The 20,438-nt window shown below is 63.5% G+C and carries 19 protein-coding genes; 9 read left to right on the forward strand and 10 right to left on the reverse strand.

Annotated features, from left to right (window positions below):
- Nucleotides 1-22 precede the first annotated feature (22 nt).
- From uvrD to ACQ4N9_RS01390, 3 genes are all read left to right on the forward strand, one after another.
- Nucleotides 23-2,206: a DNA helicase II gene (gene uvrD, locus ACQ4N9_RS01380; RefSeq protein WP_390969624.1), complete on the forward strand. Its 2,184-nt coding sequence runs from the start codon at nt 23-25 to the stop codon at nt 2,204-2,206.
- A 187-nt stretch (nt 2,207-2,393) separates the two neighbouring features.
- Nucleotides 2,394-3,245 (forward strand): Tim44 domain-containing protein, encoded by an 852-nt coding sequence (locus ACQ4N9_RS01385; RefSeq protein ID WP_390969626.1) that lies wholly within the window; start codon nt 2,394-2,396, stop codon nt 3,243-3,245.
- 114 nt (nt 3,246-3,359) lie between these two features.
- Nucleotides 3,360-3,767, forward strand: coding sequence for an SMI1/KNR4 family protein (locus ACQ4N9_RS01390; protein WP_390969628.1), 408 nt, complete (start codon nt 3,360-3,362; stop codon nt 3,765-3,767).
- A 140-nt stretch (nt 3,768-3,907) separates the two neighbouring features.
- On the opposite strand, the gene ACQ4N9_RS01395 is transcribed toward ACQ4N9_RS01390, so the two are convergent.
- Nucleotides 3,908-5,668 carry a cation:proton antiporter gene (locus tag ACQ4N9_RS01395; protein ID WP_125861183.1) on the reverse strand — a complete coding sequence of 587 codons (1,761 nt, stop codon included), beginning with the start codon at nt 5,666-5,668 and terminating at the stop codon, nt 3,908-3,910.
- Nucleotides 5,669-5,993: 325 nt separating this feature from the next.
- Here ACQ4N9_RS01395 and ACQ4N9_RS01400 point away from each other — a divergent pair, with 325 nt between their 5' ends.
- On the forward strand, nt 5,994-6,479 hold the full coding sequence (locus ACQ4N9_RS01400; protein ID WP_110995074.1) for an acyl-CoA thioesterase: 486 nt from the start codon (nt 5,994-5,996) through the stop codon (nt 6,477-6,479).
- On the opposite strand, the gene pdxY is transcribed toward ACQ4N9_RS01400, so the two are convergent.
- Nucleotides 6,476-7,348 carry a pyridoxal kinase PdxY gene (pdxY, locus tag ACQ4N9_RS01405; protein ID WP_390969630.1) on the reverse strand — a complete coding sequence of 291 codons (873 nt, stop codon included), beginning with the start codon at nt 7,346-7,348 and terminating at the stop codon, nt 6,476-6,478. The two genes, ACQ4N9_RS01400 and pdxY, sit on opposite strands and share 4 nt — an antisense overlap.
- Before the next feature lie 120 nt (nt 7,349-7,468).
- Between pdxY and ACQ4N9_RS01410 the strand changes: the two genes are divergently transcribed.
- On the forward strand, nt 7,469-7,861 hold the full coding sequence (locus tag ACQ4N9_RS01410) for a DUF3301 domain-containing protein (RefSeq protein WP_125466109.1): 393 nt from the start codon (nt 7,469-7,471) through the stop codon (nt 7,859-7,861).
- Here ACQ4N9_RS01410 and ACQ4N9_RS01415 read toward each other — a convergent pair whose 3' ends face one another.
- The 3 genes from ACQ4N9_RS01415 to zigA are packed head-to-tail and all read right to left on the reverse strand — an operon-like array spanning nt 7,862 to nt 10,713.
- Nucleotides 7,862-8,836: a CobW family GTP-binding protein gene (locus ACQ4N9_RS01415; protein ID WP_390969632.1), complete on the reverse strand. Its 975-nt coding sequence runs from the start codon at nt 8,834-8,836 to the stop codon at nt 7,862-7,864.
- 39 nt (nt 8,837-8,875) lie between these two features.
- Entirely contained in the window at nt 8,876-9,508 is a 633-nt protein-coding gene (locus tag ACQ4N9_RS01420; protein ID WP_390969634.1) for a DUF1826 domain-containing protein, read from the reverse strand.
- Nucleotides 9,505-10,713 (reverse strand): zinc metallochaperone GTPase ZigA, encoded by a 1,209-nt coding sequence (gene zigA / locus ACQ4N9_RS01425; RefSeq protein WP_390969636.1) that lies wholly within the window; start codon nt 10,711-10,713, stop codon nt 9,505-9,507. The genes ACQ4N9_RS01420 and zigA overlap by 4 nt, the downstream gene beginning before the upstream one ends.
- A gap of 114 nt (nt 10,714-10,827) precedes the next feature.
- On the opposite strand from zigA, the gene ACQ4N9_RS01430 reads away from it, so the two are divergent.
- Both ACQ4N9_RS01430 and folE2 read left to right on the forward strand, forming a co-directional pair.
- On the forward strand, nt 10,828-11,205 hold the full coding sequence (locus tag ACQ4N9_RS01430; RefSeq protein ID WP_390969638.1) for a glutamine synthetase: 378 nt from the start codon (nt 10,828-10,830) through the stop codon (nt 11,203-11,205).
- A gap of 25 nt (nt 11,206-11,230) precedes the next feature.
- Nucleotides 11,231-12,118: a GTP cyclohydrolase FolE2 gene (gene folE2 / locus ACQ4N9_RS01435; protein ID WP_390969640.1), complete on the forward strand. Its 888-nt coding sequence runs from the start codon at nt 11,231-11,233 to the stop codon at nt 12,116-12,118.
- On the opposite strand, the gene ACQ4N9_RS01440 is transcribed toward folE2, so the two are convergent.
- A complete protein-coding gene (locus ACQ4N9_RS01440) occupies nt 12,119-12,646 on the reverse strand; it encodes a DUF3617 domain-containing protein (protein ID WP_125466115.1) in 528 nt (175 codons plus the stop codon).
- A 129-nt stretch (nt 12,647-12,775) separates the two neighbouring features.
- Here ACQ4N9_RS01440 and cls point away from each other — a divergent pair, with 129 nt between their 5' ends.
- The gene (gene cls / locus ACQ4N9_RS01445; protein WP_390969642.1) at nt 12,776-14,215 is read left to right on the forward strand and encodes a cardiolipin synthase; all 1,440 of its coding nucleotides are present in this window, start codon (nt 12,776-12,778) and stop codon (nt 14,213-14,215) included.
- 39 nt (nt 14,216-14,254) lie between these two features.
- Here cls and cfaB read toward each other — a convergent pair whose 3' ends face one another.
- A complete protein-coding gene (gene cfaB / locus ACQ4N9_RS01450) occupies nt 14,255-15,439 on the reverse strand; it encodes a C17 cyclopropane fatty acid synthase CfaB (protein WP_390969644.1) in 1,185 nt (394 codons plus the stop codon).
- Nucleotides 15,440-15,652: 213 nt separating this feature from the next.
- Here cfaB and lpdA point away from each other — a divergent pair, with 213 nt between their 5' ends.
- A complete protein-coding gene (gene lpdA / locus ACQ4N9_RS01455) occupies nt 15,653-17,053 on the forward strand; it encodes a dihydrolipoyl dehydrogenase (RefSeq protein WP_390969646.1) in 1,401 nt (466 codons plus the stop codon).
- A 163-nt stretch (nt 17,054-17,216) separates the two neighbouring features.
- Here lpdA and hcnC read toward each other — a convergent pair whose 3' ends face one another.
- Genes hcnC through hcnA form a run of 3 tightly spaced genes read right to left on the reverse strand, consistent with a single transcriptional unit; the run spans nt 17,217 to nt 20,175 of the window.
- The gene (hcnC, locus tag ACQ4N9_RS01460; protein ID WP_390969648.1) at nt 17,217-18,467 is read right to left on the reverse strand and encodes a cyanide-forming glycine dehydrogenase subunit HcnC; all 1,251 of its coding nucleotides are present in this window, start codon (nt 18,465-18,467) and stop codon (nt 17,217-17,219) included.
- A 2-nt stretch (nt 18,468-18,469) separates the two neighbouring features.
- Complete coding sequence (gene hcnB / locus ACQ4N9_RS01465) at nt 18,470-19,864, reverse strand: cyanide-forming glycine dehydrogenase subunit HcnB (RefSeq protein ID WP_390969651.1); 1,395 nt, start codon at nt 19,862-19,864, stop codon at nt 18,470-18,472.
- On the reverse strand, nt 19,861-20,175 hold the full coding sequence (gene hcnA, locus ACQ4N9_RS01470; RefSeq protein ID WP_125466121.1) for a cyanide-forming glycine dehydrogenase subunit HcnA: 315 nt from the start codon (nt 20,173-20,175) through the stop codon (nt 19,861-19,863). The genes hcnB and hcnA overlap by 4 nt, the downstream gene beginning before the upstream one ends.
- Between the last annotated feature and the right edge of the window lie 263 nt (nt 20,176-20,438).

Here is a 20,438-nt window from a genome sequence, read left to right on the forward strand (position 1 = left end):
TGCCCGGCCCTAGAATGGCCGGATGCGCAATGATGACCTCTCCCTCCTGCTGAACTCCCTCAACGACGCTCAACGCCAGGCCGTAGCGGCCCAGGTCGGGCGGCAATTGGTCCTGGCCGGTGCCGGCTCGGGCAAGACCCGAGTGCTGGTGCACCGTATCGCCTGGCTGATCCAGGTCGTAGGGGCCTCCCCACATTCGATCCTGTCGGTGACCTTCACCAACAAGGCCGCGGCGGAAATGCGCCAGCGGATCGAGCAACTGCTGGGCATCAACCCGGCCGGCATGTGGGTCGGCACGTTCCACGGCCTGGCCCACCGCCTGTTGCGGGCGCACTGGCAGGAAGCGGGGCTGGTGCAGAACTTCCAGATTCTCGACAGCGACGACCAGCAACGCCTGATCAAGCGGGTGATCCGCGAGCTTGGCTTCGACGAGCAGAAGTGGCCGGCGCGCCAGGTCCAGTGGTTCATCAACGGCCAGAAGGACGAGGGCTTGCGCCCACGCCACATTCAGGCGGGCGGCGACCTCTACCTGACCACCATGCGCGACATCTATAGCGCCTACGAACAAGCCTGCGAGCGCGCCGGGGTCATCGACTTCGCCGAGCTGCTGCTGCGCGCCCTCGACCTGTGGCGTGACCAGCCGGGCCTGCTCGAGCACTACCAGCGCCGCTTCCGGCACATCCTGGTGGACGAGTTCCAGGATACCAACGCCGTGCAGTACGCCTGGTTGCGCCTGCTCGGCGCCGGTGGCGACAGCCTGATGGCGGTGGGCGACGACGACCAGTCGATCTACGGCTGGCGCGGCGCGAAAATCGAGAACATCCACCAGTACACCAGCGACTTCCCTGACGCCGAGATGATCCGCCTGGAGCAGAACTACCGCTCCACCGGTGGCATCCTCAAGGCCGCCAACGCCCTGATCGCCAACAACAGCGGGCGCCTGGGCAAGGAGCTGTGGACCGACATGGGCGAGGGCGAGCCGATCACCCTCTACGCCGCGTACAACGAGCACGACGAAGCGCGCTACGTGGTCGAGACCATCGAAGGCCTGATCAAGCAGGGCAATGCGCGCAACGAAATCGCCATCCTGTACCGCTCCAACGCCCAGTCGCGGGTGCTGGAAGAGGCCCTGCTGCGCGAACGTATTCCTTATCGCATCTACGGCGGCCAGCGCTTCTTCGAACGCGCCGAGATCAAGAACGCCATGGCCTACCTGCGCCTGCTCGAGGGCCGCGGCAACGACGCCGCCCTGGAACGGGTGATCAACGTGCCGCCGCGCGGCATCGGTGAGAAAACCGTCGAGGCCATCCGCGACCATGCCCGCCACAGCCAGGTGTCGATGTGGGAGGCGATGTGCCAGCTGCTCGCCGGCAAAGCGCTGAAGGGCCGCGCCGCCAGTGCCCTGGGCGCGTTCATCGAGTTGATCGAGCAGCTTGCCGCCAAGGTGCTGGACATGCCACTGCACCTGATGACCCAGACGGTCATCGAGCAGTCCGGGTTGATCATCTATCACCAGGAAGAAAAAGGCGAAAAGGGCCAGGCACGGGTAGAAAACCTTGAGGAACTGGTCAGCGCCGCACGCAACTTCGAGACCAGCGACGAAGATGCCGACCTGACGCCGTTGTCGGCGTTCCTCGGCCACGCTTCGCTGGAGGCCGGCGACACCCAGGCCGACGAGCACGAGGACAGCGTCCAGCTGATGACCCTGCACAGTGCCAAGGGCCTGGAATTCCCCTACGTGTTCCTGGTGGGCATGGAAGAAGGGTTGTTCCCGCACAAGATGAGCCTGGAAGAACCTGGCCGTCTGGAAGAAGAGCGCCGCCTGGCTTACGTGGGCATCACCCGGGCCATGCGCCAGCTGATCATGACCTACGCCGAGACCCGTCGCCTGTACGGCAGCGAAACCTACAACAAGGTGTCGCGTTTCGTACGCGAAATACCGGCCGGTCTGGTTCAGGAAGTACGCCTGTCGAACTCGGTCAGCCGCCCGTTCGGCGGCGCCAAGGCCCCGGCCAGCAACCTGTTCGCCAACGCCAGCATCCCGGAGACCGCCTTCAACCTCGGCCAACGCGTGCAGCACGCGGTGTTCGGTGAGGGCGTGATCCTCAACTTCGAGGGTTCCGGCGCCCAGGCACGGGTGCAGGTGAACTTCGCCGAAGGCAGCAAGTGGTTGATGCTGGGGTATGCGAAGCTCGAGGCTATCTGAGCCAGATCGCGGGGCAAGCACGCAAGCTCGTGGGAGCGGGCGTGCCCCGCGATGATCTACCAGGCCTGGAACAGCGAAACTCGATATCTGTCAGGCAAAAGCTCGAAACATCTTGTCGCTAGCCATGTCCACAGGTTCATGTGCACCATGACGCGCGTGCAATCCACAAAATGGGAACCCCCAACTTATGCAACGTTTTCTTAGCATCGCTCTGGCGCTCTGCGTCGGCTTGACGCTGAGCCTCGACGCCAACGCCAAGCGCTTCGGTGGCGGCAAGAGCTCGGGCGCAGCGCCCATGCACCAGACTCGCCAGGCCGCACCGACCACACCTGCCGCCGCACCGACCGCTCCAGGCCGTGCACCGGCCGCCGCCAGCGGCGCTTCGCGCTGGCTGGGCCCTCTTGCCGGCCTCGCCGCCGGTGGCCTGCTGGCTTCCATGTTCATGGGTGACGGTTTCCAGGGCATGCAGATCATGGACTTCCTGATCATGGGCCTGATCGCCTTCCTGGTGTTCCGCTTCATCGCCGCGCGCCGTCGCCAGCAACAGCCGCAACACGCTGCTGCCGGCCACGCCCCGTACCAGCGCGAAGCCCAGCCGCAGGCCGCCCCGCAGTCGATCTTCGGTGGTTCCGCCGCGCCAGTCGCCGCCGCACCGGCCATCAACGCCCCGGCCTGGTTCAACGAAGCCAGCTTCCTGGCCGCCGCCCGTTCGCACTTCCAGTCGCTGCAGCAGCACTGGGACGCCAACGAGATGGACAAGATCGCCGAGTTCGTCACCCCGCAAATGCTCGACTTCCTCAAGCGTGAGCGCGCAGAACAGGGTGAAGGCTTCCAGTCCACCTACATCGACGACCTCGATGTACAGCTGGAAGGCGTCGACGACCGCGCCGACAAGACCATCGCCACTCTGACCTTCCGTGGCGTGTCGAAGACCTCGCGCTTCGACCAGGGCGAGGCTTTCAACGAGAGCTGGCACATGGAACGCGCCCAGGGCGAAAACCAGCCTTGGATGCTCGCCGGTATCCGCCAAAACGGTTAACCCGCGCACGTTGCACAAAAAACCCCGGGCCTGTCCCGGGGTTTTTGCTTTTGCCGGAGTCGGCTACTAGGGTATAACGCGCAGCGTTGTCATAAAGGTCAGAGGATGTGAACCGTGGAAGAAGTGATCGAACAACTGCGTGAAGCCAACGAGCCGGTACCGGTGCCGCTGGAGCTGCCAGACGAAGACCAACTGGTCGAAATCGAGGAACAGCTGTTCATCAACATTCCGTTCGTGTTCAAGGAGTTCCTGCTGACCGTCAGCGATGTCGTGTACGGCTCGCTGGAACCTGTGACCGTCACCGACCCGCAGTCCCATACTTACCTGCCAGACGTTGCCTCCAATGCCTGGGACGCTGGTGTACCGCGTGACCTGATCCCACTGTGCCAGGACGGTGAAAACTACTACTGCGTCGAAGAAGACGGCACCGTTGTGCTCTGGGAAGCGGAAGAAGAAGCCATTGGTGAAGACAGCTGGGAATCGGTGTGGCACTGGGCACGGGATGTCTGGCTGGAAAGCTGAATGAGAAATACCCGCATAAAGTAATGGCTCATAGCCATTGAATACCCGTAAAATCGCCAGGCTTTCTGCGCCTGGCGACATCGCTACCGCTCCATCCCCTCGGACGACGATGAAATCTCGCGCAGAGAGCGTTCCCTCGCTCAGTGCGAATGATCGCGGTTGTTCTCCAGCGTCTCCAGCAAGGCGATCTGCATCCGCGTATGAACGCGGATGAACCAGCGCCACAGCAGCGCCACCACCCCCGCCGCCACCACCGCAATGATCAACAGCAGCTCGCTGGTTGGCAGAATGCTTGCCGACAATGCCGACAGCAGCAGGAAAATCACCAGCAACGACAGCAGCGGGATCACTTCGGCGACCACCCTGCGCACACGTTGCGTGTGCCGCCCGGCCATCTCCGGCTTGACCCCCATCTCCGCCAGCAACATCGACAGCGCCTTGAGCTTGCGGTACGCCGCAATCAGGAACGGCAGCGACAGCAGCAGCGCCGCACCCCAGATCAGTGCCTTCTGCTGGCTGACATCCGCCACCCACTCGCTGAGCCATTCGCCGATGCGCCCGGCGAAATAACCGCCACTGAAGAAGATCGCGATCACCAGCGCCAGGTTGACCCCAACCTGCAACAGGATCCGCCGGATCATCGCCGCCAGCATCGCCCCCTCGCCCTGGGGCTGGATGCTGCGCAACCACTCGCCATACAGCGACAGCACCCGTGACAGGCGGCTCGGCATCACCTTGCCCAACTTGATCGACAGCGGGTCGGCCGCGCGGATCAGGTAGGGCGTGAGCAGCGTAGTGATGGCCGACACCGCCACCGCGACCGGATACAGGAAGTCGCTGGTGACCTGCAGGGTCATGCCCAGCGCCGCGATGATGAACGAGAACTCACCGATCTGCGAAAGGCCCATGCCCACCCGCAGCGAGGTGCGCCCGTCATTGCCGGCGATGAATGCGCCCATGCCGCAGGAGAGCATCTTGCCCAGCACCACTGCCAGGGTGATCACCACGATAGGCCAGGCGTACTCGAGCAGAATCGAGGGGTCGATCATCAGGCCGATGGCAACGAAGAAAATGGCACTGAACAGGTCGCGAACCGGCTCGATCAGCCGCTCGATCTTCAGCAGCTGGCGCGATTCGGCCATGATCGCGCCGATCAGGAAGGCCCCCAGCACCATGCTGTACTCGAGCTTCACCACCAGCAGGCAGAAACCGAAGCACAGCCCCAGCACGGTGATCAGCAGCATTTCGTTGCTTTCGAATTTCGCCACATAGGCCAGCAGCCGCGGCACCAGCAGGATGCCGATGACCAGCGCGACGATCATGAACAGCGACAGCTTGCCCACCGTCGAGAACACTTCCCCGGAACTGACCGAGCCACTGACGGCGATGCCCGACAGCAACGCGATGATGCCGATACCCAGGATGTCCTCGACGATCAGCACGCCGAAGATCAGCTGGGCGAAGCGCTCGTTCTTCATCTTCAGGTCGTTGAGCGCCTTGACGATGATGGTGGTCGAGGAAATGGCCAGGATGGCCCCGAGGAACAGCGAATCCATGGTGTTCCAGCCGAACCAGCGGCCGATCTCGAAGCCGATCCAGATCATCAGCACGATCTCGAGGAACGCGGCGATGAACGCCGTGGCCCCGACCTTGAACAGCTTGCGCAGGCTGAACTCAAGGCCCAGGCAGAACATCAGGAAGATCACCCCCAGTTCGGCGAGGGTCTTGATGGTGTCTTCGTCGTGGATCAGGCCGAAGGGAGGCGTGTGCGGGCCGATGATGAAGCCGGCAACGATGTAGCCCAGCACCACGGGCTGCTTGAGACGATGGAAGAGGATGGTCACCACCCCGGCGACCAGCATGATCACCGCCAGATCCTGGATGAAGCTGATGGCATGCATGGCGCGAGTACTCCTTGTGTCAATGCACGTGGCGGACCACTCCTCCGTCGGAAACGACTGACGCAGAAAGCAGGCACATACTGATTTAATAGATGGAAAAGCCCACGTTGCATGGGCCCCGTCAGGTTAACATCGCGCCTTGCCGCAAAATGCCGATGCAATATGCAGAAACAGATCGGCCGAACCGGCGCCGCTGATGGCAAGATCGGCGTGACGATGGAGCGTCAGCCGACGTCCCGTACCAGGATGGGAAACCTCTATGAGGGGAACAGAAGTGTCAGCAGATACCAGCCCCGCTTCAGCGCAACTTCACCGTGAGCTCACTATGGAACCTGGAAACGCCCAGTTGACTATGACCGTCCTGATGACACCGGACATGGCCAACTTCTCTGGCAACGTACACGGCGGCACCCTGCTCAAGTACCTCGACGAAGTCGCCTACGCCTGCGCCAGCCGTTATGCCGGCACCTATGTGGTCACCTTGTCGGTGGACCAAGTGATTTTCCGCGAGCCGGTGCACGTCGGTGAGCTGGTGACCTTCCTGGCGTCGGTCAACTACACCGGCAATACCTCGATGGAGGTGGGCATCAAGGTGGTCACCGAGAACATTCGCGAGCGTTCGGTACGCCATTCCAACAGCTGCTTCTTCACCATGGTCGCCGTGGACGATGATCGCCGCCCGGTGAAGGTGCCGCCGCGCCAGCCGCTCAACAGCGAAGAGAAGCGCCGCTTCCTGCAGGGCCAGCAGCGCCGCCAGATCCGCCAGGAGCTGGAGCAGCGCTATCAGGACCTTAAGACTGACGCCATTTAATAAACCAGGCGCTGCGCCTCGAAACGCACGCGCGGGTGGGCAATGCGGTCCTGGGCCCGCACCAGTTGCAGTTCGTAGCTGGCGCAGGCCTGGGTTTCCAGCAGCACCTCATGCACCGCGGCCGCAGCGAACTCGAACGCCTGCACCCAGCTGTCGCCGAGCAGTACCCGAGCCAGGAACAGCCCTGAGGTGAGGTCGCCCACCCCCACCGGCTGACGCGGGAAGGCCAGCAGCGGGCGACGCAGGTGCCAGCTTTCCTTGGCCGTCACCAACAGCATCTCGAACGCATCCTCCGCGCGCCCCGGGTAACTCAGGTGCTTGACCAGCACCACCTGCGGCCCACGCTCCAGCAGCCCACGGGCCATGCCGACGCAATCTTCAAGGGACTGCGCCTTGCGCCCGCAGAAGCTGTCCAGCTCCAGCTGGTTGGGGCAGAGGATGTCGGCCTGGGCGGCGGCCTGCTCGAGCAGGAATTCGCTCACCTCGGCGGGCACGATGCAGCCTTTCTCGGCGTGGCCCATGACCGGGTCGCACAGGTACAGCGCCTTGGGGTTGACCGCCTTGATCCGCGCGACACCGGCCAGGATTGCTTGCCCTTGCTCGGCACTGCCCAGGTAACCCGACAGCACCGCATCGCAATGGCCCAGTTCGCCGATATTGGAAATGCCTTCCACCAACGCAGGAATTTGCGCTGGAGCAAGCACTTCCCCCGACCACTGTCCATACTGAGTGTGATTGGAGAATTGCACGGTGTTGAGTGGCCAGACGTTGACCCCGACCCGTTGCATCGGAAACACCGCGGCGCTGTTGCCGGCATGTCCAAAGACCACGTGGGACTGAATGGCGAGCAGATGCGGTGTACGTTTCATGCAGGACGATTCCGAAACTGTGTGAACAAATGTGCGGCGCGCAGTATGAACCCGAATGCCATCTGTACGACAGGCCAGCGGCACAGTTAAGCTGGCTCGACCTGTCTGGAGCTTACGCAAATGCTGACCCTAGAAAACGTCTTCGTCCTGATGCTGGTGGCGACCGCCGGCGCCTGGCTGTGGCACAACCACGGGCTGCGCGAAAAAGCCCTGGCCCGGGTCAAGCAGCATTGCGCAAAGCTAGACCTGGAGCTGCTGGACGACGCCGTGGCACTCAAACGCATCGCATTCGTGCGTGACGCCAATGGCCGCAAGCGCCTGGCACGCATCTACAACTTCGAGTTCACCGTCACCGGCGAGCAACGCCACCCGGGTACCGTCACACAATTCGGCGCGCACAGCGTGCAGATCGAGCTGGCGCCCTACCCCTTCGAGATCAAGACCCCGCCACGCACCGATAACGTCATCGAGATGCAGCAGTGGCGCCAGGAGCACAACCGGTGGCACAACTGATCAGCTATCCAGGCGGCACGCCGCCAGCGCGGCCTGCAGCTCGGCCAATGGCTGGGCCTCGGCGAAGATCAGCTCCAGGCGTGAATCCCTGCACCACTCGCTTGGCTGCCACTCGGGCTGTTGGCCTTCAAGGCCGTTGAATGACTGCCAGCCCTGCGGGCTGTGGATAACCCCTTTGGCCCTGCGCCATGGCCAGGCATGCAAAAAGGCCTTCAATTGGGCGGGATCGAAACGCTGACTGGGGTGCCAGCGCCAACCCACGCTCCAACCCCCTTCGCCCTCATTGGCCTGGCAGATCGGCTCGGATGGATCTGTCCACAGCGCTGATGGTGCGGCGATCGAGTTGCCCACAGCCAGCCGCTGCAAAGCCGCCTCGGCGTCAGCGACTGTGGACAAACCTGGCAAGCGGTCCAACGGCAATGCCCCATGATCCGTCCAGACCGAAGGCACCCCGGGGAATAGCGCAGTTATCAACAGGCGCTTGGCTTCATCCACAGATGCCGACTTATTGAAAACCAACAGTGCGGTTGCCGATAAAGCCGCCCGCTGCGCCTCAGGCAGCGGTTCTTCCCTGGCCAGTGCCTGGGCATCCAACACCATCAACAGCGGCTGCACGGCCAGCACAGCCTGCCACGGTGCCTGCCCCAGCTGCTGCAGCAATTGCCGGGGATGGCCCAGCCCAGAGGGCTCGATGAACAGCCGGTCCGGGCGCGCCTTGCGCAGCAAGCGGCCAAGACCAACCTGGAACGGCATGCCGTTGACACAACACAGGCAGCCCCCCGCCACTTCACCGATGGCAATGCCATCGTCATCACGCGCCAGCAGTGCCGCGTCCAGGCCGATCTGCCCGAACTCGTTGACCAGCACCGCCCAGCGCTCGTTGGCCGGGCGCTGCGCCAGCAGCTGGCGGATCAGGCTGGTCTTGCCGGCGCCCAGCGGGCCTGCGATTACATGGGTGGGAATGTTCTGCAACATAGGTAGGTATCAGGCAAGTGCGTGGCCCACTATGCCCCGTCAGGCCAGCCAGTCAAGGCTGAGCAGCAGGCGCCGCTCGCCCGGCGCCGTCAGCGGCGAACGGTGGATAAGGCCTGCACCTTCATTGCCAATCCATTTCTCGCCCTTGAGCAGCGCCACGTCACCCGCCGCCAGCTGGCGGATGTTATCCACAGCAGGTTGATCGAATTGCAGCCTTGAACGGTCAATCGCGCCCTCCTCCAGCCATTGGCTGCCGCTACCGGCATAGGTGGTAAGCAGGCGCACCGGCACGTTATCCACATGAAAACGCGGGCACATCGCGCCATCCAGTACCCGCAGGCGCAAGCCGATGCGCCGTGCACCGAGCAGGCAGGTGTAGGCCGCCACCAGCCACGCCACATCGGCGACGAAACCTTCGTAGCCATGCAGATCGGCCGCTTCCCTGAGCAGCCCCGGCAGCTGTGGCGGCTGCTGCTCGTCGACATCGATCACCCGCTCGTCCGCCAGTGTCTGGCCGAGGCTCAGCACCAGCGCACAGAAATCCTCGACCTGGGCGGGCAACTGGCGCTGCCAGACGGCCAGGTTGACGCCATCCTTGAGCATGTCCGTCATCACCTTGGGTGACGGCCCGAAGACCTGGCAGATATCCACAACCTGGGCCGCCAGCTTCATGCCGCCTGCTCCTCGATCCAAGGGCCGAACGGATCTGCCAGCCGTAGCCAAGCCATAGGCCCCAGGGCCATTTCTTCCTCGCTCAGCAGGCAGGCGTCCAACGCTGTGGATAACTGCGCAAAGTCGATGTTCTGCCCGATGAATACCAGCTCCTGACGGCAGTCACCGGTGTCCACCGACCATTGCTTGAGGATCGCCGCCATATCCGCTTCGTCTTGCGGCCATTGCTCGCGCGGGACGAAACGCCACCAGCGCCCGGCCAGGCCATGGCGCATCATGCCGCCCGCCTGTGACCAGCTACCGGCCTCCTGGTACTTGCTGGCCAGCCAGAAAAACCCTTTTGAGCGCAGCAGCCGGCCATTGCTCCAGGGCGTGTGGATAAAGTCGAAGAAGCGCTGCGGGTGAAACGGCCGGCGGGCCTGCCAGGTGGTCGCGGCGATGCCGTATTCCTCGGTTTCCGGCACGTGTTCACCGCGCAGCTCCTGCAGCCAGCCCGGCGCTTGCGCCGCCTGGTCGAAGTCGAACAGGTCGGTATCGAGTATTCGCGACAACTCAACCTGGCCCATGACCATCGGCACGATCTGCGCCCGGGCATTGAGGCTGCGCAGGATGGCGATCAACTCTTCACGTTCATGTTGGCCGATCAGGTCGATCTTGCTCAGCAGCAACACGTCGGCGAACTCGACCTGCTCGATCAGCAGGTCGCTGATCGAACGTTCATCCTCTTCACCGAGGGTCTCGCCGCGGCTGGCCAGGCTGTCGGCAGCCTGGTAATCACGCAGGAAGTTGAGCCCGTCGACCACGGTGACCATGGTGTCCAGCCGCGCCATATCCGACAGGCTGCGCCCTTGTTCGTCACGGAAGGTGAAGGTCTCGGCCACCGGCAGCGGTTCGGAGATCCCGGTCGACTCGATCAACAGGTAATCGAAACGGCCCTCACGCGCCAGGCGCGCAACCTCTTCCAGCAGGTCTTCGCGCAGGGTGCAGCAGATGCAGCCGTTGCTCATCTCCACCAGTTTTTCTTCGGCGCGGTTGAGGCTGACGTTGCGCTGTACTTCGCTGGCATCGATGTTGATTTCGCTCATGTCGTTGACGATCACGGCAACCCGCAGGTTATCGCGGTTGCGCAAAACGTGATTGAGCAGCGTGCTCTTGCCGGCGCCGAGGAAGCCGGACAGCACGGTGACAGGAAGACGGTTGGGCATGACGGACCTCATCGGGCAGGCGCATTCGAAACGATGCATTGCGTCATGTTATATTATAACAATACAATTTCGCCAAGCCGTCTCGACCGAAGGGTTGCCTGGAGTGCCTCATCGATGAAATTGCCCCGTGCCAGCGCATTGCTGCTGATTGCCCTGCCGGCCTCTTTATTGGCCATGCCCCGCACCGACCTGGCGCTGTGTACGCGCAGCGCCACGCTGTTGGCCTGCCAGGACAGCAAGGGCAACTACTACAGCGTGCGCAGCGCCGGCAGCACCTTCTACCTGCGCGGTTATGAAGTGCAGGGCAAACGGCTGTGGGCACAAACCAACAGCCGCTACGGCGCGCTCACCTTCTTCACGGGCCTTGCCAGCGATGGCGAAGCCTGGGTCGGTTACAGCCGGCGTATCGGCTGGACCACCCTCAATCGCGTCTCGAGCTCCAGCGGCCAGCGCTTCGATCTGCACTGCAGCCTGCTCGGTGGTTGCCGTTGAGCCTTACTTTTTCAGGACACCATTCATGACCAGCCTTAGCCTTTCCCTGCCCGACATCGCCACGCAAAGCAGCCAACACAGCCTGTCGCTGGACTGGGTAGGCATGTGCGGTATCGCCCTGCCGCTGCAGGTGGAAGGTCGCAGCCTGAGCGCCCATGCCAGCGCAGGCGTCAGCCTGGACGACGGGGCTACGCGTGGTATTCACATGTCACGCTTGTACCTGGCGTTGGAAGCGCTCGAACACCAGCCCTTGAGCCTGCCGCTGATTCGCCAGACCCTCGAGCAGTTTCTCTCCAGCCACCAGGGCCTTTCCAGGAGCGCATACCTTCAGCTGGAATTCGATCATCTGCTCAAACGCCCAGCCTTGATCAGCCCTCTGGCCGGCTGGAAACGCTATCCGGTGCGGCTCGATGCACAGCTGAAAGATGAAATGTTCCACGTGGAACTATCCGTGGATATTCCCTACTCCTCTACTTGCCCCTGCTCGGCCGCACTGGCCAGGCAACTCATCCAGGCGCAGTTCGATCAGGATTTCGCCAGCCAAACGCTGGACCGGGACAGCGTGCGCCAATGGCTGGGCAGCAGCAGTGGCATCGTCGCCACACCTCACAGCCAACGGAGCATGGCCAAGCTACAGGTGCGGCCAGGCGCTGATGCGTGGCCACTGACTGAGCTGATCGACCAGGCTGAGCAAGCTTTAGGGACAGCCGTGCAAACCGCCGTGAAGCGTGCCGACGAACAGGCCTTCGCCCTGGCGAACGGGCAGAACCTGATGTTCTGTGAGGACGCCGCGCGGCGCCTGCACCTGGCGTTGCGCCAGTTGCCGTGGGTGAGCGCGTTCAGCGTGCGCGTGGAACATGCAGAGAGCCTGCATGCCCACGACGCAGTCGCTGTCAGCCGCTGGCGGTGGTGATCAGCTGCGGGGTTTCACGGTGCCGCAGTCGTTGCCCAACCATACCGCCCGCGTGTCCATGCTGCCCTGCTGCTGCACACCCGATGCGTTGAAGGTGCCGTTGACCTTGGTCAGGAACTCCTTGTCGCTGAGGAAGGTGGCCTGGCCTTGCCCCTGGGCTTTCGGGCAGCTGAACTGGAACTTCCAGACATTGCCGGTGCGGTCGGTGATCTTCTGGGTGCAGCCCGATTGAGGGTCTTGCAGCGGGATGTCGTTGGTCTTGACCTGCTCCGGGGTCAGGCACGAACGCACGCCCTTGCCACCCACACTGATACCTTGCTTGGCCAAGGCGCCTTCCATCATCGCCCGCTGCTCCGGCGGCAGATTCTTCAACTGGCCGAGCATGAACTGCATGTCGGGTAACGGCTTGCCATCGACCTGCATGTTGCTGGTGGTCAGCTCCCACAGGCCGGGTTGCAGCATCTGCGCGTGAACCAACGGGCTACCCAGGCCCACGACCAGGGCGAGCAGTGGCAGACGAATCTTCATGGATGAAAGCTCCTCGAATTACCGGCTCCGGCCGGACTGTGCCGTTAGACGTCATTTTCCCTTGCAGGTTGCAGCCACCCCCACGAACGTGGTCTGTTAGCGACAGTGCTAACGGCAAGCAGGATGCGTATGGATTACCACAGCCCCTACTTCTTCGGTTACGTGCTTGGCCTGATTCATCTGCTCGGCATAATCGCGGCGCTGCATGCCGTGTTCACGGTGCGTACAGCCCAAGGTGCGATCGCCTGGGCCATGCCCCTGTTCTTCATCCCCTACTTTGCGCTCATCCCCTACCTGATCTTCGGTGCCCGTTCGTTCTATGCGTACATCAACGCGCGCCGGCATGCCAACCAGGAGATGCACGTGGCCATGGCCAATCTCAACTGGCGGCCGTGGGTGGAGGAAGCCCTGACCGCTCGCGAGTCCGACAGCTATGCGGCCCTGCGCGCCATGCCCAAGCTGGGGCGCATGCCATGCCTGGCCAACAACGAGGTGAAGCTGCTGATCGATGGCGAAGCCACCTTCAAGGCGATCTTCGCCGCCATCGACAAGGCCCGTGACACCGTACTGGTGCAGTTCTTCATCATCCACGACGACACGCTCGGCCGAGAGCTCCAGCAGTTGCTGTTGCGCAAGGCGGCAGAAGGGGTAAGGGTCTTCGTGCTGTACGACCGGGTCGGCAGCCACGCGCTGCCGGCCAGCTACAGCCAGGTGCTGCGCGATGGCGGTGTGCAGATACAGGCATTCGCCACCCGCCGCGGCTTGTTCAACCGCTTCCAGGTCAACTTTCGCAACCACCGCAAGATCGTCGTGGTGGATGGGCTGCTGGGCTTTCTCGGTGGGCACAACGTGGGCGACGAGTACCTCGGCGCGCACCCGCGCCTGTCGCCGTGGCGCGACACCCATGTGCAGATCAGCGGCCCGGTACTGGCTTGCCTGCAGGAATCGTTCGCCGAGGACTGGTACTGGGCCACGCGCCAGCTGCCTCCGCTGATCCTGCCCGACACCTACCCTGAAGATGGCGTGCTGTGCCAGGCCCTGGCCAGTGGCCCGGCCGACCCCCAGGAAACCTGCGCGCTGTTCTTCCTCGAAGCCATCCACTCGGCCACTCGCCGGGTCTGGATCACCAGCCCGTATTTCATCCCCGACGAAGCGATCTTCGCCGCCCTGCGCCTGGCGGTGCTGCGCGGCGTCGATGTGCGCATCCTCATCCCCGCACGCCCCGACCACCGTATCGTCTACGCCGCCTCCAGCCTGTTTGCCTTCGAGGCGGTGCGCGCGGGCGTGCGGATGTTCCGCTATCAACCGGGGTTCCTGCATCAGAAAGTGGTGTTGGTAGATGATGAGGTCACGGCCATTGGCAGCGCCAACCTGGATAACCGTTCCTTCCGCCTGAACTTCGAGATCACCCTGCTCACCGTGGACCGCGCCTTCGCCGACCAGGTCGAACAGATGCTGGTGAACGACTTCGAACAGGCCAGGGAGATCACCGCCGAGGACAGCCGCGACACCCATCGCCTGCAGCAACTGGGGATGCGTATCGCGCGTTTGATTTCGCCGATCCTGTAGCGCCTCGGCGTGCCTCAGAGGGGCACGCCGGGCAGCCCGTCAGCGATAGATGTCCTCACGCGTCCACGGCAGGTCGTGATGGCCATCGGCGAAAGGTTTCACGGCGAGGATCTGGTGCAGGTTCATCCAGCCCTTGCTGAAGGCGTAGGCGCAGCCGGCCAGGTACAGGCGCCAGATCCGCAGGGTCTTCTCCGGCACCAGCGCGGCGGCGCGGTGCAGCTGGTTCTCAAGGTTCTCGCTCCAGTGGTTGAGGGTCTTGGCGTAGTGCAGGCGCAGGCTCTCCACGTCCACCACCTCCAACCCCGCTTCGCAGATGCGCGCGCTGATCATCGAGATGTGCGGCAACTCGCCGTGGGGGAATACGTAGCGGTCGATGAACGCACCCGCGCCACGGCCCACCGGGCGACCGTCCACATGCTTGGCGGTGATGCCGTGATTCATCACCAACCCGCCCTCGCGCACCGCACTGAACAGCTTGCGGCAATAGAGTTCGAGGTTGGCGTGGCCGACGTGCTCGAACATGCCGACGCTGACCACCTTGTCGAAGCGGCCATCCTCGGGCAGGTCACGGTAATCGAGAATGTGCAGGTCGACCTTGTCGCCCAGCCCCTCCTCCTTGACCCGCTGTCGGCCCAGTTTCAGCTGCTCTTTGCTCAGGGTGATGCCGTACACCTTGGCGCCATACTCACGGGCGGCAAAACGCGCCAGCCCACCCCAACCGCAACCGACGTCCAGCAGGTAGTCACCGCCCTGCAGGCGCAACTTGCGGCACAGGTGATCGAACTTGTCCTGCTGGGCCTGGGCCAGGGTGTTGTCCGGCTCTTTGAAATAGGCACAGGAATAGACCATGTCCGGGTCCAGCCACAGCTGGTAGAACGCATTGGACAGGTCGTAGTGGTAGGAGATGGCTTCGGCGTCGGTGCTCTTGTCGTGAGAGGTGCGCTGCGGCAGCACGTCGTCCTCGTCCTTGAGCAGCGTTTGGCTAAGCTCGTCACACACCCGGATCACTTCGCCGATATCGCCTTCGAGCTCCAGTTGGCCTTCGACGAATGCCGAACCCAGTGCTTCCAGGTTGGGGTGGGTCAACTGGGCGATAAGCTGGGGGTCCTTGACCACGATGGTGACCTGCGGACTGGGCCCCAGATCGAACTGGTTGCCGTCCCACAGCTTGACCCGCAACGGTATGTCCAGGCTCTGCAAAACGGGTGGAAGTTGCGCAAGCATTCATGACCCTCCCTTTCACGGATTCGGAACGCCACGTCTTATCAAGTCGGACGCTACCGCATGAGGGTAGTTCATTCGTACGAAGTTTCCGTTAAGCGCGACCATGGTCTAGAACTATCTGGCACGGCCAACGCAGCAGATTGTATACAATCTGCTGCGCTCAGACTAACCTTATGCCCCTCTTCGCTTCCTCACCCTTGGAGTAACTAACCCATGAAATCCTATGACGTGGTGATCATCGGCGGCGGCCCCGGCGGCTACAACGCAGCGATCCGGGCCGGCCAGCTGGGCATGAGCGTGGCCTGCGTGGAAGGCCGATCGACCCTCGGCGGCACCTGCCTGAACGTCGGTTGCATGCCCTCCAAGGCATTGCTGCACGCCTCCGAGCTGTTCGAGGCGGCCAGCGGTGACGAGTTCGCGCACCTGGGCATCGAGGTCAAGCCGAGCCTGAACCTGGCGCAGATGATGAAACAGAAGGATGAAAGCGTGACCGGCCTGACCAAGGGCATCGAGTACCTGTTCCGCAAGAACAAGGTCGACTGGGTCAAGGGCTGGGGCCGCCTGGACGGCGTCGGCAAGGTCGTCGTCAAGGCCGAGGACGGCAGCGAAACCACCTTGCAGGCCAAGGACATCGTCATCGCCACCGGCTCCGAACCGACCCCGCTGCCGGGCGTGACCATCGACAACCAGCGCATCATCGACTCCACCGGCGCCCTCTCCCTGCCCCAGGTGCCCAAGCACCTGATCGTGATCGGCGCCGGCGTGATCGGCCTGGAGCTGGGTTCGGTGTGGCGCCGCCTCGGTGCCGAGGTGACGGTGATCGAGTACCTCGACCGCATCTGCCCAGGCACCGACGAAGAAACCGCCAAGACCCTGCAAAAGGCGCTGGCCAAGCAAGGCATGGCCTTCAAGCTCGGCAGCAAGGTCACCCAGGCCAGCGCTTCGGCCGATGGTGTCAGCCTGACCCTGGAGCCTGCCGCTGGCGGCAGCGCCGAAACCCTGCAGGCCGACTACGTGCTGGTGGCCATCGGTCGTCGCCCGTATACCCAGGGCCTGAACCTGGAGAGCGTGGGCCTGGAGACCGACAAGCGCGGCATGCTGGCCAACGACCATCACCGCAGTTCGGTCCCGGGCATCTGGGTGATCGGCGACGTCACCTCCGGCCCGATGCTGGCGCACAAGGCCGAGGATGAAGCCGTGGCCTGCATCGAACGCATCCACGGCAAGCCGCACGAGGTCAATTACAACCTGATCCCGGGCGTCATCTATACCCGCCCGGAGCTGGCCACTGTCGGCAAGACCGAAGAGCAGCTCAAGGCCGAAGGCCGTGCCTACAAGGTCGGCAAGTTCCCCTTCACGGCCAACAGCCGCGCCAAGATCAACCATGAGACCGAAGGCTTCGCCAAGGTTCTCGCCGACGCCAACACCGACGAGGTGCTGGGTGTGCACTTGGTCGGCCCGAGCGTCAGCGAGATGATCGGCGAGTTCTGCGTGGCCATGGAGTTCTCGGCCTCGGCCGAAGACATCGCCCTTACCTGCCACCCGCACCCGACCCGTTCCGAGGCCCTGCGCCAGGCGGCGATGAATGTGGATGGGATGGCGATGCAGATCTGATCGGCAAGTCTGTCGTTCATCCATGTGGGAGCGGGTTTACCCGCGAAGATGACACCTCGGTGCCTGGCACGGGCTATGCCCGTGTTCGCGGGTAAACCCGCTCCCACAAGGATCGCTCAACTGTTTGAATAGCGAGCAAGACAGTTGCACTGACATCCGCCCATCAGCCGTGCGCCAGCTTCTGCTCCACACCCTCCCGGAACCGCGACGCCAGGAACGGCGTGATATCCAGCGGCAACGCCTCGTTGTGGACAACCTTGTCCAGCAGCACCCCGGTGATCGCCGACGTCAGGATCCCGGTGCGGAAGTGTCCACAGGCATTGAAGTACCCCTCGACATTATCCACAGGCCCGAGGATCGGCAGCTCATCCGGCGACCCCGGGCGTAGCCCGGCCCAGGTGCGCTTGAGGTTCACCTGCGCCAGCTCCGGCACACAACGGATGGCCCCCTGCACCAGCCCACTGATCTCCGGGAAGGTGTTGCTGACATCGAAGCCTTTCTCTTCAGTGGTACTGCCGATCAGGATCTCGCCATTGTCCTTCTGCGCCATGTAGCAATCGCTGGTAGTGATGCAGCCATCGAGCAGCTTGGGCAGGCGCTCGGTCAGCACGATCTGGCCCTTTACCGGCTTGACCGGAATGCTCAGGCCCGTCGCCCACTCGCTCAGCTCGGCAGCCCAGGCGCCCGCGGCGTTGATCAGTGTGTGGCAGTGGAACTCGCCGGCTTCGGCAGTGCGCACGCCCTTGATCCGCGAGCCTTCATGCAGCACCCCGGTGATATTCACGTTGGGGTACAGGTCGACACCGTTCTGCCGCGCCGCCTCCAGGAAAGCATCGCCCAGTCGGAACGGGCTCACCTGGTGATCGCAGAGGAACTCCAGCGCGCCATTGGCCTGCTGCGTCACCGCTGGCTCCGAGGCCCGCAGCGCGTCGCGATCGAGCCAGCGTACCTGGTCGGCCAGGTGGGGGATCTGCTTGACGATGTGCTCGGCGTACAGTTGGTCCTCGTCATCCTGGATGATGTACTTGAGCCCGGTGCGCTCGAACTTGAAGTCCATGCCGTGGCGCTCGATCAGCTCGCGGTGCAGCTGTGGATAAATCGCGTTGGACTGCAGGGCGAAGTCGAAGAAGCACGGCGGCAGGATATGCGGGGTACTGGAGTCGACCACCACCGCCGCGCCATTGGCCTCGCGCTTGCTGCGCGAGGACATCATGCGAAAGAAGATCACCCCACAGCCCAGCCCCACCGATTCGCCGATGGCCCACAGGCCACCCGCCGATGCGCGCGTGGCGTTGCCCGGGCGCTTGCTGTCGATCAGGGCGATTTTCAGGTTGCTGCGTTTGGACAGCTGGTAGGCGCAGGACGCGCCGATCACGCCGCCACCGGCGATGATGATGTCGTAGTGCTTGGCCATGCTCAGGCCTCCGTGCCGAGGTGTGCGAATGCGGAAAACGGGATCGGGTCCACCGGGAAGCGCGGGCGCAGCCAGCCGACATCCTGGCGCCCGGTGACGCTACGCAGGCGATCGCTGCAGTAACCGACGCACATGCGCCCCTGGCAGTCGCCCATGCTCACCCGGGTGCGCATCTTCAGGCTGGCCATGTCCTGCACGCCCTGTTCCAGCGCCAGGTCGATCTGCTCGCGGGTGACGTGTTCGCAACGGCAGATCACCGTGTCGGCCTGGGGCAGTTCGACCTGCGCAGCCCCCCGTGCGGTGAAGCGTTCCACGCCCGCGCGGAAGCGCTTGATCGCGGCGAGCTTGCCCAGATACAGCTCGCGCCGTTCGATGGCCTGTTCGGCATTGAGCTTGCCCATCTGCAGGAGCATCGACAGTGCAGCGATACGCCCGGTCAGCATCGCCGCCTCGCCACCACGGATACCGGCCATGTCACCCGCCAGGTGAGTGTTCGGGCGGCTGCTCTGCTGCCACACGTTGCACACCGCGCGCAGGTAGCCGTCTTCGCTGAAACCGTGTTCCAGGCCCAGTTGCTGGCTGAGCTGGGTGCGTGGGATGAAGCCGTAGCCCACCGCCAGCGTCTGCACCGTCTCGCGCTGGACGCGGGTCATGTCCGGCTTCCAGTCCTGGGTGTAGGGCGCGACGCTGACCTCGCACAGCTCATCCTCGCCCGTGGCCCCCACCACGCCCCAACCGTAGTGCATGGGGATGCCGTTGAGCTTCATGTAGGCGAGCATGCTCAGGCCATCGAGGAACAGCTGCGGCTTGTTCATCAGCGCCAGGCTTTCCTTGGCGATGCGGTTGAACGCGCAGGCTTCATATACCCCGCTGACCTTGGCCCCGGCGGCATGCAGCTGGCACGCAACCAAGGGCAGCAACGGCCCGGTGCCGGCGATCAAGGTGCTGCCCAGCGGCTTGACCACGCCGCTCTTGATCTGCAACTGCAGCCCGCCCAGCAGGATCACCCCCGGCAGGGTCCAGCCGGGGAACGGCACATTGCGCTCGTGGCAGCCGGCGGCCAGCAGCAGGTGGGAATAGTCGATCTCGTGCAGTTGCTCGTCGCCATCGAGCACCATCAGGCGCTGGTCATCGCCGCCCACCACGCGGTGGTTGAGGCGCAGGTCGATATGGCTGGCGCTGACGGCAAAGTCCTCGTGCAGGGTGTTCAGGGCCTTGGCGTAGCGCGGGCCTAGGTAACCGAGGTCGATGCCGGCACGCAACGGGCCGCGGTAAACCACCCCACCTGGGCGCGAGGCTTCGTCGAACAGCAGGCTGTCGACGCCGTGGGCGGCCAGCTCGATGGCCGCCCCCATGCCAGCTGAGCCAGCACCGACGATCACTGGGCGAAGGCTCATGAGCGGGCCTCCCCGTGCATGCGGTTCACTTCGGTCTCGATCTGCATGCCCGGCTTGACCACCGTCTGGCACGCCCGGCGCTTGGGCCGCCCGTCAATCTGCACCAGGCAGCAGTGGCACACACCCATGCCGCAAAAGGCGCCGCTGAGCTGGTCGTGGTCATTGCGCGCCAGCTGGCGCAGGCCAATGGCATTGAGCACGCTGAGGACGGTCTCCCCCGCGCTGGCCACTGCCGGCAGGCCATTGACCAGCAGGGTCATTTCCGCGCCTTCCAATGGCTGGATATCGTGCTTTCGTTGCAACGTCTGCATTTCCTGTCGTCCTTGATGACTGGTGGGTCGGGGGACGTTAGGGCAAACGCTGAGTGAAAACATTGATCCATGCCAGACGCATGATGTTGGAAATTTCCTGGGCGACGGACGTGCGACGGACTTCACGTAAGTCGTGGGATTCGAGAACGCGACCCTGGAAAAGACAAATGGGGCCGCTTTGCGGCCCTTCGCGGGTAAACCCGCTCCCACAGATTTCGCGCCAGCTTGAGGCTTTACGCAATCCTGTGGGAGCGGGTTCACCC

Origin of the sequence: Pseudomonas sp. ES1 (assembly GCF_050586605.1) — a bacterium.
Lineage (GTDB): Bacteria > Pseudomonadota > Gammaproteobacteria > Pseudomonadales > Pseudomonadaceae > Aquipseudomonas > Aquipseudomonas sichuanensis.